Origin of the sequence: Flavobacterium tyrosinilyticum (assembly GCF_023656565.1) — a bacterium.
Taxonomy (GTDB): Bacteria; Bacteroidota; Bacteroidia; order Flavobacteriales; family Flavobacteriaceae; genus Flavobacterium; species Flavobacterium tyrosinilyticum.
In genome coordinates, this window is sequence record NZ_JAMOKG010000003.1 from 417,749 (window position 1) to 430,169 (window position 12,421).

General features: G+C 33.6%; 16 protein-coding genes, 1 tRNA gene and 1 pseudogene. 10 read left to right on the forward strand and 8 right to left on the reverse strand.

The features are described from left to right. Positions 1-10: 10 nt before the first annotated feature. The 4 genes from NCC77_RS16205 to NCC77_RS16220 all read right to left on the reverse strand — a co-directional run bounded on the left by NCC77_RS16205 (position 11) and on the right by NCC77_RS16220 (position 1,389). Positions 11-409: a YchJ family protein gene (locus NCC77_RS16205; RefSeq protein WP_250836530.1), complete on the reverse strand. Its 399-nt coding sequence runs from the start codon at positions 407-409 to the stop codon at positions 11-13. After that, positions 381-614 (reverse strand): hypothetical protein, encoded by a 234-nt coding sequence (locus tag NCC77_RS16210; RefSeq protein ID WP_095931642.1) that lies wholly within the window; start codon positions 612-614, stop codon positions 381-383. Before NCC77_RS16210 ends, NCC77_RS16205 begins: the two co-directional genes overlap by 29 nt. A gap of 86 nt (positions 615-700) precedes the next feature. Next, positions 701-847: a hypothetical protein gene (locus NCC77_RS16215; RefSeq protein WP_095931643.1), complete on the reverse strand. Its 147-nt coding sequence runs from the start codon at positions 845-847 to the stop codon at positions 701-703. Beyond that, positions 847-1,389, reverse strand: a complete 543-nt coding sequence (locus NCC77_RS16220; protein WP_250836531.1) for a hypothetical protein — start codon at positions 1,387-1,389, stop codon at positions 847-849. Before NCC77_RS16220 ends, NCC77_RS16215 begins: the two co-directional genes overlap by 1 nt. 87 nt (positions 1,390-1,476) lie before the next feature. Between NCC77_RS16220 and NCC77_RS16225 the strand changes: the two genes are divergently transcribed. The 10 genes and pseudogenes from NCC77_RS16225 (at position 1,477) to NCC77_RS16270 (ending at position 9,342) form a co-directional block, all read left to right on the forward strand. Further along, positions 1,477-1,722, forward strand: coding sequence for a hypothetical protein (locus NCC77_RS16225; protein WP_095931666.1), 246 nt, complete (start codon positions 1,477-1,479; stop codon positions 1,720-1,722). Positions 1,723-2,084: 362 nt separating this feature from the next. Further along, positions 2,085-2,525, forward strand: a complete 441-nt coding sequence (locus NCC77_RS16230) for a KTSC domain-containing protein (RefSeq protein ID WP_095931645.1) — start codon at positions 2,085-2,087, stop codon at positions 2,523-2,525. Positions 2,526-2,787: 262 nt separating this feature from the next. Then, positions 2,788-3,549, forward strand: a complete 762-nt coding sequence (locus NCC77_RS16235; protein WP_248727376.1) for a DUF4369 domain-containing protein — start codon at positions 2,788-2,790, stop codon at positions 3,547-3,549. A gap of 18 nt (positions 3,550-3,567) precedes the next feature. Beyond that, positions 3,568-3,954: pseudogene (locus NCC77_RS16240) on the forward strand (TlpA family protein disulfide reductase); the annotation flags it as partial. Positions 3,955-4,394: 440 nt separating this feature from the next. Then, positions 4,395-4,475 (forward strand) — tRNA-Tyr (locus NCC77_RS16245). Positions 4,476-4,777: 302 nt separating this feature from the next. Continuing rightward, on the forward strand, positions 4,778-5,068 hold the full coding sequence (locus tag NCC77_RS16250) for a transposase (RefSeq protein WP_250836532.1): 291 nt from the start codon (positions 4,778-4,780) through the stop codon (positions 5,066-5,068). An 11-nt stretch (positions 5,069-5,079) separates the two neighbouring features. Further along, entirely contained in the window at positions 5,080-5,943 is an 864-nt protein-coding gene (locus tag NCC77_RS16255) for an IS3 family transposase (protein WP_250837175.1), read from the forward strand. Between the two features lie 438 nt (positions 5,944-6,381). Next, positions 6,382-7,302, forward strand: coding sequence for an AraC family transcriptional regulator (locus NCC77_RS16260; protein ID WP_250836533.1), 921 nt, complete (start codon positions 6,382-6,384; stop codon positions 7,300-7,302). Between the two features lie 129 nt (positions 7,303-7,431). Further along, the gene (locus NCC77_RS16265) at positions 7,432-8,355 is read left to right on the forward strand and encodes a helix-turn-helix domain-containing protein (protein WP_250836534.1); all 924 of its coding nucleotides are present in this window, start codon (positions 7,432-7,434) and stop codon (positions 8,353-8,355) included. A 48-nt stretch (positions 8,356-8,403) separates the two neighbouring features. Continuing rightward, positions 8,404-9,342: a helix-turn-helix domain-containing protein gene (locus NCC77_RS16270; RefSeq protein ID WP_250836535.1), complete on the forward strand. Its 939-nt coding sequence runs from the start codon at positions 8,404-8,406 to the stop codon at positions 9,340-9,342. Positions 9,343-9,352: 10 nt separating this feature from the next. Here NCC77_RS16270 and NCC77_RS16275 read toward each other — a convergent pair whose 3' ends face one another. From NCC77_RS16275 to NCC77_RS16290, 4 genes are all read right to left on the reverse strand, one after another. After that, positions 9,353-9,973: a pyridoxamine 5'-phosphate oxidase family protein gene (locus NCC77_RS16275; RefSeq protein ID WP_250836536.1), complete on the reverse strand. Its 621-nt coding sequence runs from the start codon at positions 9,971-9,973 to the stop codon at positions 9,353-9,355. A 103-nt stretch (positions 9,974-10,076) separates the two neighbouring features. Next, a complete protein-coding gene (locus NCC77_RS16280) occupies positions 10,077-10,511 on the reverse strand; it encodes a DoxX family protein (RefSeq protein ID WP_250836537.1) in 435 nt (144 codons plus the stop codon). Positions 10,512-10,633: 122 nt separating this feature from the next. Next, on the reverse strand, positions 10,634-11,323 hold the full coding sequence (locus NCC77_RS16285) for an isochorismatase family protein (protein WP_250836538.1): 690 nt from the start codon (positions 11,321-11,323) through the stop codon (positions 10,634-10,636). An 89-nt stretch (positions 11,324-11,412) separates the two neighbouring features. Next, positions 11,413-12,387 (reverse strand): alpha/beta fold hydrolase, encoded by a 975-nt coding sequence (locus tag NCC77_RS16290; RefSeq protein ID WP_250836539.1) that lies wholly within the window; start codon positions 12,385-12,387, stop codon positions 11,413-11,415. Positions 12,388-12,421: the final 34 nt, after the last annotated feature.

Here is a 12,421-nt window from a genome sequence, read left to right on the forward strand (position 1 = left end):
GATATAATAATTATTCAAACTTTCCGTCTACATAATACCAGGCACCATTTTCGAATTTAAAAGTTGAGAATTCGTAATGTATTTGAAGTTTATTATCTGAATCTAAAAAGTAAGCTTTGAATTCAACTGTGTTTTCAGAAAAACTCAAAATTTCCAATTTCTGCCATTTATTAGAAACGGCCCATCTTAAAATTTCAGATTTCGAATAATATTTTCTTTCTGAAATATAAGTCGTTTCCATAAGATAATCGGCATTATGAGTTGCATACGCCGAATATCTTGACCGCATTAAAGTTAAGGCCGAAGGCGCTTTTTGATTATCATTTAAATACAATCCACAGCAATTTTCAAAAAGCAACCCTGTGTCACAGAAGCATTTTTTACTCTCCATCAACTGGTTCTTCTCCATTAATTTTAACGTGAAGCTGATTTAATAAAACTTGATAACGGGTAATTTCTCTCACTTCTTCATCTTCTTCAGCAAAATCAATCATTTCGTCAAGTGTCTCACTTACTTCCAATAATTTGTTGTTTGCTTCTCTATCATTTTTCGCCGCAATCAAATCAATGATCTCTTGTACGTTTGCTTTTAATTCTTCGAATTTACTATTCATTTTTTTTTTGTTTCAGGTTTCAGGTTTCAAGTTTCAGGTTCACAATGATAACTTGGAACCTGAAACTTGAAACTTGAAACTATTATCTACTCTTCGTTTTTACTTTCGTTGAATTTCTTAACGATTTCTTTTAATTTTTCTTTACGTGCAATTTCAGCTTGTTTGGCTTTCGCTTGGGCTTTATGCAATTTATCATTGTGTTTTTTGATGTTCCTTTCGTTATTACGTCCCATTACACTTCTCTTTTAATTTGTTCTAGCGTTTTTTCAGTAAAAATCAATTCGTTGATGATTTGTTTTCGCAATTCATCAATATCGTCATAATCAAAATGTTTTGCCCAATTGGTCAGCTGCTGTAAGTTTCTAATCTGTTTTAATCTTTTTGCGGTTTCAAAACTTGTTCTTAAAACTGCTTTTCCATCATAATCGGGATTATTTTTGTGCTCATAATTGGCAAGATTATTTTCGAAATCAGCTTTTATATAGTATAATTTTTCTTCGGCATTATCTGGATAAAACTCTTCCCATTTTGCAAAACCAATTTTAGTTTTCGAGTCCGTTTCTGGATTTCGGGCAATTAAACGCCATTTGCTATTGGCCAATCTCCCCCAATGATTCGAAACACGGTACATTCCTTCTTCCGTATAATAATAGGCACTTCCCGCTCTGCTTTCAAATTGCTTTTTCAATCCTTGAATTGAATCTGGAAGTACTTCATTAAAAGCACAAAACGTATTTTTAAAAGAATTAGGATGTGGTTTAAAGTTCTTTTGCATTGTGCAAATATACTCAGATTACAGCGAACTCCCCAAACCAAACCTAAATTGCTTACCTTTGCTCCTTTAATTCAAAACAAAAAAATCATGTCTAAAGATTTAGAACAAAAAATGCCTCAAAAAGGAGTTTTTACAGGCATTATCGAAAAAGATGAAAATAATAATTATTTCTGTGGAGAATATCTTTTAGACTATAAAATGGTTCAAGCCAAATTTGAAGTTGGAGATTGGATTACTATAAAATCTGTTATTGAAAATCCAAGCGATATCAGCTACGATAAATATCCTAAAAAATCAAGAAACTTCGATAAAGCGAATCATAAGCCGGAATAGGTTTATTTTGTTTCAAGTTTCAAGTTTCAGGTTTCAAGTTTTTTGTTGGAACGGTTAAGTTTTACCGCAGAGAGCGCTAAGGTTTACGCAAAGTTCGCAAAGTTTTATTTATACAAAGCTTTGCGAACTTTGGTTTTATATCTATTCTTAAATCAATTTCTTTGCGTTCTTTGCGTAAACCTTTGCGCACTTTGCGGTTAAAAAAATCCTTTGCTACTAAATAAACTTACAGTTAACTTTTATCAATATTTTTTCGATCAAAACTGAAAAGTTAAAAAAAAGTGTACCTTTGCAAAAAATTTGTCGATTTGAACTAAAACAAAACGATTTCAAACTAATAGACAAGTAGTTACCTTTTATTTATGAAAAAAATAGTTGAATACCGCAAGTTACTAAACGTAGAAAAAACTGCAGAGTTAAAAGATTTAAAGACAATTTATCGTAATGCGATGAAAGAATCTCATCCTGATAAATTTGTGGGAAATGAAGCTGGTTTAAAAGAAGCTGAAGAAAAAAGTAAAACGATTATCGAAGCTTACCACTTTTTAGTAAGTATTCACCCTGATACAATCAAACTTAATTTACCTGAGTATACAGAAACAATTTCAACTTGTTCTATCACAGATTATAAATTTGTTGAAGGTCGTTTAATTATTGACTTTTCTAACGGAAGCGTTTACGAGTACATTAGCGTACCAAAAGCAACTTACGTGAAGATGGTAAATGCAGATTCTCCTGCAAGATTTGCTAAAAGACATATCTTAAACTCTTTTACTTGGAGAAAGAAAACAAATCAAGAATAGTTTTATACTACTATATTTTACAAAAAAGCACTCTATTAAAAGAGTGCTTTTTTTATGCCTTAAGTTCAAATATTTGCACACGGGTCGCTCAAATAACCGTCTTATTAAGAGTATTTGATCAAATCGAGCCAATAAACACGCTGATTTAATGGGTTTTAAGCCCGAAAAAACTATAACAAAATTTTAGGTTGCAAAATTCTGTAAGTTTTATAATTTTAGATACTTTTGTTGCACAAATCAATTAACTAATTAATTTTTTATAATGAAAAAAATACTTTTTGTACTTACGGCTTCTGCAGCTATCATTTCTTGCAGCAAAGTTAAAGATGGAGAATACCTTATCACAGGTACTGCTACAGGGATTGAAAACGGAAAAACAATCATTTTACAAGGTGCAGATCCTGCTACAAGAATGCCTGTTTCTCTTGATACAGTAAAAGTTGAAAACGGAAAATTTGAAATAAAAGGAAAAGTTACTGAGCCAGCTTTCCATACATTAATATTACAAGGTGCTAACGGACCTATCCCATTTATCCTAGAAACAGGAGAAATTAAAATTGCTATTGATAAAGATAGTATCCATAAATCTAAAGTTTCTGGAACTTACAACAATGATGAGTACGTGACTTTTATGGAAGACATGAACAAAACTCAAAAAAGTTTAATGGATTTCCAGAAAAAGAACAATACTAAAATGCAGCAAGCTCAACAGGCACAAGATACAGCAACTATCAATGGCTTGATGAAACAATACATGGAACTACAAAAAGAAGTTCAAGAAGGCAGCAAAAAGAAATATTTAGCTTACGCTGAAAATCACCCTAAATCTTTTATTACAGCTTTAATTATTCAAAGTTTATTGAATGATCCAACAGCTGACACTAAAAAATTAGAGAGCTTATACAGCACTTTGGATGAGTCTTTAAAAAATACTGCTCCAGGAAAAGAAATCAAAACTAGATTAGGTCAAGCAAAAATGCCATCTGTTGGTGCTACAGCTCCAGCGGTAGGTAGCGCTAAATGAAGAGCTGATTTTTCGGCTCCAAATCCAGAAGGAAAAGTAATATCGCTTAAAGAAAGTTTAGGTAAAGTAACTATTGTAGATTTCTGGGCTTCATGGTGCGGACCATGCAGACAAGAAAACCCTCACGTTGTAGCTTTATACAAAGAACTTCATTCTAAAGGATTAAACATCGTTGGAGTATCTTTAGATAAAGATGCTGCAAAATGGAAAGAAGCTATTGCAAAAGATGGATTAACTTGGACTCAAGTTTCTAACTTAAAATTTTGGGAAGAGCCCATTGCAAAACAATACAATGTTGAAGCAATTCCTGCTACTTTTATTCTTGATGCATCAGGAAAAGTGGTAGCCCAAGATTTAAGAGGCGCTGAATTAAAAGCAAAGATCTTAGAATTGTTAGCAAAATAATTCTATCACTCTTATAAAAATAAAAAAAATCTCCCTTGTGGAGATTTTTTTTTGCCCTGTCAGAAATTCAAAAACGGACTTTCATCAAAAAGAATTAAAAAATTCAATATAAAAAGGAGCATTAAGCCGAACACAAAGCTATATTAAATAGATATTTTTTAGTCAAGATTCTTTTAACTTGTCAATAAAAGCAATATCTCACGCCTTAATCAAAGATTAAATTCAAAGTAAAAACCAAAGAATTACTATAAAAATAATCTTACTTTATGAAATAATTTAAAAAAAATGCATTTGGGAAGTTTTTTATTTTATTCAATTCCAATGAATTAAAAAACAACATTAAAATAACTTAAAATTAAGTCATTTTTTTGTTTGGAAATGTACAAAGAGTTGCTATCTTTGCCACCGCTAAGAACAACAAAGCGCAACAAGCTGAGATCGGGGAGATACTCAAGCGGCCAACGAGGGCAGACTGTAAATCTGCTGTGTGAACTTCGCAGGTTCGAATCCTGCTCTCCCCACGGAAAGGCCAAAAAGGCGGAAAATATAAAGTTTTCAATCTTTTCAAAAAGCCACAAAAAATGTCTGAAGACCTGCAAATTCAATGATTTGCAGGTTTTTTTTATTTTAGGCTTGTTTTCAATATTTATAAATCCTCACAAAATTAAAGGTGCAGAATCGGTGCACTTTCCGGCGTGGAGTTGCTACCTTTTTCGCGACTAAAAGCTTAGGCAGTATTCATCAGAAAGTGCAAAAAAAGGAGGATATGCCACTTAGAATTTCTTTTTGAAAGCTAACTTTATGAGTGCTAATTTTTATGGGCATGAAAAATACAAGGAGAACCTTTACTTTAGGCTTTAAGATTCTGGCCGCCACAATGAGCATCCACTGCGGAAGGATCAGTGACGTGGCTAGAGAGCTCAATATCAGTACAAGCACCCTGCAGCACTGGAAGAAGCTCTATCAGGAAGGCGGATTTACAACAAAAAAGACCCCAGCCGAAATATCCCATAAAAATGAACTACTGAAGCTGCGGAAACAGATAAAAGAGCTGGAAATAGAAAGAGACATCCTAAAAAAGGCTCAAAATATCTTCTCCAGGAGCGGCGGGTAAAATATGAATTCATAAAGGAAAACTCTAAAATATTTCCCGTTGAGAAGATGTGCCGGATTTTTCAGATCCATAAAAGCAGCTTTTTCCGATGGCGAAAAAGAACACCAACCGCAAGGTCCGAACGAAAAGCCCGCATCATAAGCGAAATTACAAGAATCTACCACTGGAGCCAGTGCCGATACGGAAGCCCGAGAATTGCTAAAGAACTGGATTCCCTAGGCATAAAAGTTTCCAGAAAATTTGTCGGGCAGATCATGAAGGAAAACCATCTGAGAAGCATTTCTAAATCGAAATACAAAAAGACCACTAACCCATCCCGCATTAATAATGCCGTCGAAAACAGATTGGAACAGATTTTTAAAGCAAGCAGAATAAATGAAATCTGGGTTTCTGATATGACCTACATCGAAACAGCAGAAGGCTGGCTGTATCTAACTGTTGTGATAGACCTTTTTGACCGCAAAGTGATCGGCTGGTCCATCAGCGAAACAATGAGAGCGAAAAATACCAGCATCGCATCTTTAGCAAAAGCTCTTTTAAATCGTCCCCTTCAGCATGATCAAGAATTACTTTTTCACTCAGATCGGGGGATACAATATACATGCAGTGAGTTTACTGCATTATTATCAGATACCGGACAGATAACCCAGAGCATGAGCCGTAAGGGAAACTGTTATGATAATGCAATTGCAGAAAGCTTCTTCAAGACATTAAAGGTAGAACTGGTATACCAGAATAAATATAAGACAAAAGAGAAAGCTAAAAAATCCATAGCTGATTATATAGAAAACTTTTACAACACCTGCAGAAGACATTCTGCACTAGGAAACTTAACTATCGAAGAGTTTCAGAATCAGCAGTCAATTAAAAAATAGGCAGGAATCATTTTAATCATTTTACTGTTTTAGTTTTGCGACAAAATCCTACTAGGCTCAATTAATGCTAACAATACCACAAAGCAAAAACACAGTTTCATGTTAATCTCCATTTAATTTTATCTACGAAAATCATAATTAAAATAAATCATTCTCTGTGAATAAACCACTAATGATTATACAAAGCTAAGATTCAGAAAAGTTTTACATTATAACATTAGCAGAACTCATTTTTCTTTAGTACTTATGCATAATATAAGAAGTTGAATTTAAATGTTTTATAGCAAAAACTCATCATAAAATACTTTCAGTGTCTCGTAATTATGCCTCGACTCTTATTAGGATTATAAATAGTGTAAACATGGAAAAATAATGCCATAGCAAAATAACACGCTCATGGAACTGTAAACATTATTTTTTCTTTTATATATCGTTGATATGGAAACCAAAATAGAAATGTTCAAGACCTTAGCTGAAATCCGCAACTGGTTTGGAATATCTTATACTGAACCTGCATGCGAAGATTTTATGCTTCAAGAAATAGATACGTTAAATCAAGATAAACTGCTTAAAGCGGCTAATTCGTATAGGGCAAATTTCTTCACTATATTTATAATTTATGAGGGGAGCGCAACGCATCTTTATAACAATAAAGAGATGAAATTGGAATCGTCAAGTATCTTTATAACTACTCCTGGAAATTTTCGAAATTATAAAATAAATCATATCTCTAAAGCGTATTTTATCTGCTTTACCGAAAATTTCATTGCTAACTACTGCATTCCTGATATTTATAAAAAATTTCCGTTTTTACTGTCAGACTCTTTTATGTACAGCATCGCTGACTCGGAAAATTATCCAATAGTAAAAAGCAACATCGATCAGCTTAGGCAAGAAACGAAAAGAGAAAATCAAAATATGATTCTAATTGGCAATATGTTAGAATTTCTGCTTATAAAAATTACCGAGCTTTTTCACAATCAATCGAATCCGATTCTAGATAAAAATATCAATTCAAACGTAGTTAACAGATTCTATCAAGATTTAGATAAGCACTTTGATGAAGTGTTAGGTGGCAAAAAGCCTAAACAATTAAAAGCTAGTGATTTTGCTGCATTGCAATTTTTAAATGAAGATTATTTCTGCAGAATGATAAACACTAAGACGGGTAGAACTCCAAATACATGGATTAACAGCAGACTATTGGCCGAAGCCAAAACCTTATTAACTAATACACCAACATCCATTACAGAGATCTGCCGCTTATTTCAATTTACCGACAATCGTTCTTTTAGCCGTTATTTTAAAAAACAGACTACTATGACTCCTAATGAATACAGAAAAAATCTACAGTCATAATCAAATCTTTGAATATTATAAATTAATGCCAGTTTTAACGTATAATATAAATAAGCCTTTACTATATCTTTGAATATTGTAAGTTTCCAGATTTGCCAGTTGACTTTCCATAACCAAATATTTATAACTATGATAATGCAACCAACCAACCTCAGCACCTATAAAGATCAGATTGAGTTTTTAAAGCTTTCTTATCATGATTATATTGATAACGACGAATTTTCAATTGTAAAAGTACATGAATGGGATTTGACTTTTCCATTTAGCTCTCCAACTTTCAGATCGGATTATTACAGCTTTACTATTGTAACCAATGCAAATGGTAGCTTTACTGTCGGAGACGATAAGTTTGAACTGCATCCCAACCATGTCGTATTGGCCTGTCCTGATTCTTATTTTAAAATCCACTGGACCGATATGGAAAAAGTTTACAATATAGCATTCAAGAAATCGTTCATTTTAAAACACTTTCCGGGTGGAATTGATAATATTATGGAATTTAACACGAAGAATGGCTACTGCTGCTGCCTCACGGAAGAGACCATGAATTATTTTGAACAGACCTGTCTTGAAATGCATAAAATAGCAACCTCAGAGTTATGCTTCAAGAATGATTTAATGGCAAACATGGCACTAAATCTTTTATTTTTAGTGCAGCTGGAAAAGGAAAATGAAACAGATGTCAAAATAAATACCGCAAAAAACAATAAAATTGTCGTCGATTTTCGCCAAAATATTGAAAATAATTTCAATGAACTTGCTCAAGGCAGATGTCTTTCGGTAATGCGCATCAAAGAGCACGCCCGTTTGCTGAATTTAGATGAGAATTATTTATCTAAAACTATAAGTGCTATCACAAAAAAAACGGTAAACGAATGGATTAACAAAAAGCTTATCGATGAGATTAAGTATCTGCTGAAAAATTCAGAAAAATCAATGAAAGATATTGCTTTTCTTTATGGATTTAACGATCTGAACTACTTTTACAGCTTTTTCAAAACACAAACCCAATCTGCCCCAGGAATCTACAGAAAACTTCATCAGAATACTTAATGCATTTATTACAGCATATTAATGCAATTAATTTAAGTTTTTTTAATAATGAGTACAATTAAAAAAAAGGATACATACGAACTCTATGATAATGTAAGAGTCATGGGAATGGATTACTCTGAAGGGCATCTTGGTGACGATGATTTTTCATTGATAATCTCCAAAGTACTGCACCCAAAAGAAAGGCTTCCATACACCTATTCATTATTTCGCTCTACTCTTTTTACCATTGGAATTGTTATTGATTCCTATGGATCAATGAAATATGAGGATATAACTGTAGAAATAAAACCTAATATGCTTTTCATGAATAAACCTGGGGATCTGCAGGAATTACATTGGGAAGAAGTAACCGAAACTTATGGATTACTATTTTCTGAAGATTTTATTTTGAAATATGCCGGAATCTCCATCTATGAAATGTTTCCTTTCTTATTATTTGAAAGACATCTGCCTTTGCATACCTCGTCAGAATTTCAGCAGGAACTCAGAGCCATCATTCAGCTGATTCATCAGGAATTGAAAAAAGACTCACCCCTTAAGAAAAAATTATGCGCCAACCTGCTGACTAGGATTCTGCTTAAAATCAAACAAGAGTTTTGGGTGGGTTACAGCGTACATAATGCCCAGTCCAGAAATCCTGATATCTTAAATGATTTTACGCAAAATCTGGAATACCATTATGACCAGCTGCTAAAAGTAAAAGTAAAACAAGTGCTTCATATAAAAGATTATGCTGAAATGCAGCAGCTGCACGAAAATTATCTATCCACTATCCTAAAAGAAAAAACTGGTAAAACTGCTGGTCAATTAATTGCTGAAAAAACACTTGCTACGGCAAAAATTCTAATTCAGGATTCACAATATACTATGAAAGAAATTGCATTTATGCTCGGATTCAGCTATACCTCCTATTTTAGTATTTTCTTCAAAAAACATACTGGAATGACGCCAGTAGATTATCGTAAACAAAGTTTACTGGACTAATTTCAAAATATTATTTTGATTTTTGAGCCAGTTTTTCTTCCAATTCTTTAATTGTATTTTCCAATTTGGCGATATATTCTTTCTGAGGCTGAAAAGCCATTTCAACATCCTCTTTGGTAAAACGAGGAGTAATATGCTGCGGACAATTCCAATCGTACGCCTGAATCTCAAATAGTATCATTCTCTCTGGCCTGAACTTGTAGTCAGAAGGTTTTAGCGCATTATATAGTTCCTCGTTGTCTTTCAATTCAACAATTTTCGCATGGGCATAAATTTTTAGCCTGGCTCTTTGCGGATAGGACATCAGGAATAAAGCCACTTTATTATTATTAGAAATATTTCCTAACGAAATATATTGTCTGTTTCCTGAAAAATCCACAATACCAATTGTTTTGTCATCAATAACTTTGATAAAACCAATTGGTCCACCCCGATGCTGTATGTATGGATATTCATTCTCACCATAACTGGCCATATAAAAACTGTCTCTTTCGGAAATAAACCCAATTTCATTTTCAGTCAGCCCATCAACTATAGATCTCTTTTCCATATTTTCATACGCTGATCTGCTTCCGTTTTCTTCCTGAAGCTTTTTAATGGCATCCGTAAATGCTAATTTTTGATAATTCATAATCGATAATTTTTACACAGTTAAAAATTCTTAGCGCTTTTAAAGAATCATAATTTTGATGGTTTGATCCGAGTTCGATTCCTGGCGAATCAAAAAGATTTTTTTAAATTTTTCTTCGGCTAATGATATAATGGTCAATCGAATACTTGCCTGCGCCGGTAAAGCAAATCAGTAAAAAACAAAGGCTGTACATTAACGGAGTATCTTTTACCATTATCGGATCATTAAAATGTACTACAAAATAACCTGTCAGCGTAACTGCTAAAATAGGCAGAGTTGCAAAACGGGTCATAAAACCTGCTATGATAAAAATCGGCATAACAAGATTAGCGGCCGTCGCAAAAACTTGATTGAAAACATCAGGCAATCCCAAAGGATTTGGAACTACTTCTGCCAATTCAGTTCCTACACCTATTTTCTTTAGTCCATGTGCAAAAATAAGTTCCAATGAAACGGCAATCCTAAAAAAGAACAAAACAAAGTTATTCAATCTGGTTCCAACATTTGAATATAGCAGTGAAAAAAAAATACTTATCATGGTTTTCATTTTTATATTAAATTTTAATTTTATTGGCCTAGTTAAGTACATTCTCCAAATTATCAATTCAGAGGTTGTCTTATTGAAGGCCAATAAATTAAACTATTGATTTATGCAATAAATTAGTGTTTAAGCATTGCTCTGCTGTATTGGACTCCAATTCCATAAGAACCGCCAAATCTTTGGACTAAGTCTGTAACAGCTGTATACGTTTCCGATCTTCCCCAGTCGCGCTGCAATTCTAATAAATATTGCATTGATGTAATTGGTCTTGCTCCAGCCTGAACCATACGGGTTACAGCCTGATTGTGTGCTTCGTCTGTTACATCTCCACTTGCGTCAGTGATTATGTAAACGGTGTAGCCGTCATTGATGGCTGATAATGCAGGACCTACAATACAGACAGAAGTCCATAAACCTCCCATTACAATCGTTTTATTTCCTTTACTGACTACCTCTTTGTAGGCATTCGCATCTTCCCAGAAATTCATCGTACTTCTGTCAAAATATTTGGTGCTTGATTTAGGATAAAATTCCTGAACTTCAGGAAAAACAGGACCGCTAAAAGATGCTTCAGCTACCGTTGTAATTACTGTAGGCACCTTAAAAATCTTAGATGCTCCGGCAACCATTCCTGTATTAGTTCGTAGTTGATCTACAGGAATATTACCTACTGCAAACGCCATTTGGCCTTCATGATCTACTAAAACCAGTGTGTGATTTTTAGGTGTTAGCAATTGCGGACTTGGTTTTTGTGCAAATGCAGTTAGAGATGACAATACAACTGCTGCTGTTAAGAGTAACTTTTTCATAATAGTTGAGATTTATTGATTAATTTAATTGGATTGATAGATAATTTCTTGGATAGATTTAAAGTATTGCAAAGCGTAGATGAATACTGTTATTTAATTTTTTTACTCAAAAAATTTATAATCAGCTTTGAAACTTCTAAGTAGTGTTCTTCTAAGGCAAAATGACCTCCATTTACGAAATGAATTTCTGCACTTGGATTATCTTTCTTATAAGCATTTGCTCCTGGTGCGGTAAAAAACTGATCATTTTTACCCCAAATGACCAGCATAGGCGGCTGATATTTTGCAAAATACTGATGCCATTTTTCATATAGTGCGATATTGGATCCGTAATCGCGAAAAAGTGCCAGCTGTATAACGTCATTTCCAGCTCGATCCAAATAATACTGATCAACAATATAGCTTTCTGGCGCAATGTTTTCAGAATTTTCAGCACCTGTTAGATACTGCCATTTTGTAGCATCAAGCGTCAGGAAAAAACGTGCTGCCTTTTCTGTTTCAGTATTTTGATTTTCGATGTATGCTGTAAGAGGTTTTAAAATTTCGCCTAAGCCTTCAACGTAAGCATTTGCATTTTGAATTATAAATGATTGAATAAGTTCAGGTCGTCTCGTTGCTATCCTCAAACCGATAGGTCCTCCATAATCCTGAATATAAAAACTCGCTTTTTTAATTTTCAGTTTATCTATAAAGTGCTCTATCGTAACTGATAAGTTGTCAAATGTATATTGATACTTCTCTGGAGTTAGAGCACTGCTTTGTCCAAAACCCGGATAATCAGGAGCAATAACGTGATAATTACCCGCTAGTTCAGTAATCAGGTTTCGATACATATGAGAAGAAGACGGAAACCCGTGCAATAAGATAATTGTAGGCTTTGATATTTCGCCCGCTTCACGGTAAAATATATTTAAACCGTCAACAAGTACCGTTTTGTATTGAACAGGATTGTAGGTAATATTATTTTTTACCTTTCCATTTTGCTCCGCAGAAAACTTTGCATACAACTTAAATTGATTGACACTCACTATCGTCAGCATCAATAGGATAATCTTTATTTTCATTTTATGATATTATTTAGATGCATTTAATGCTTTG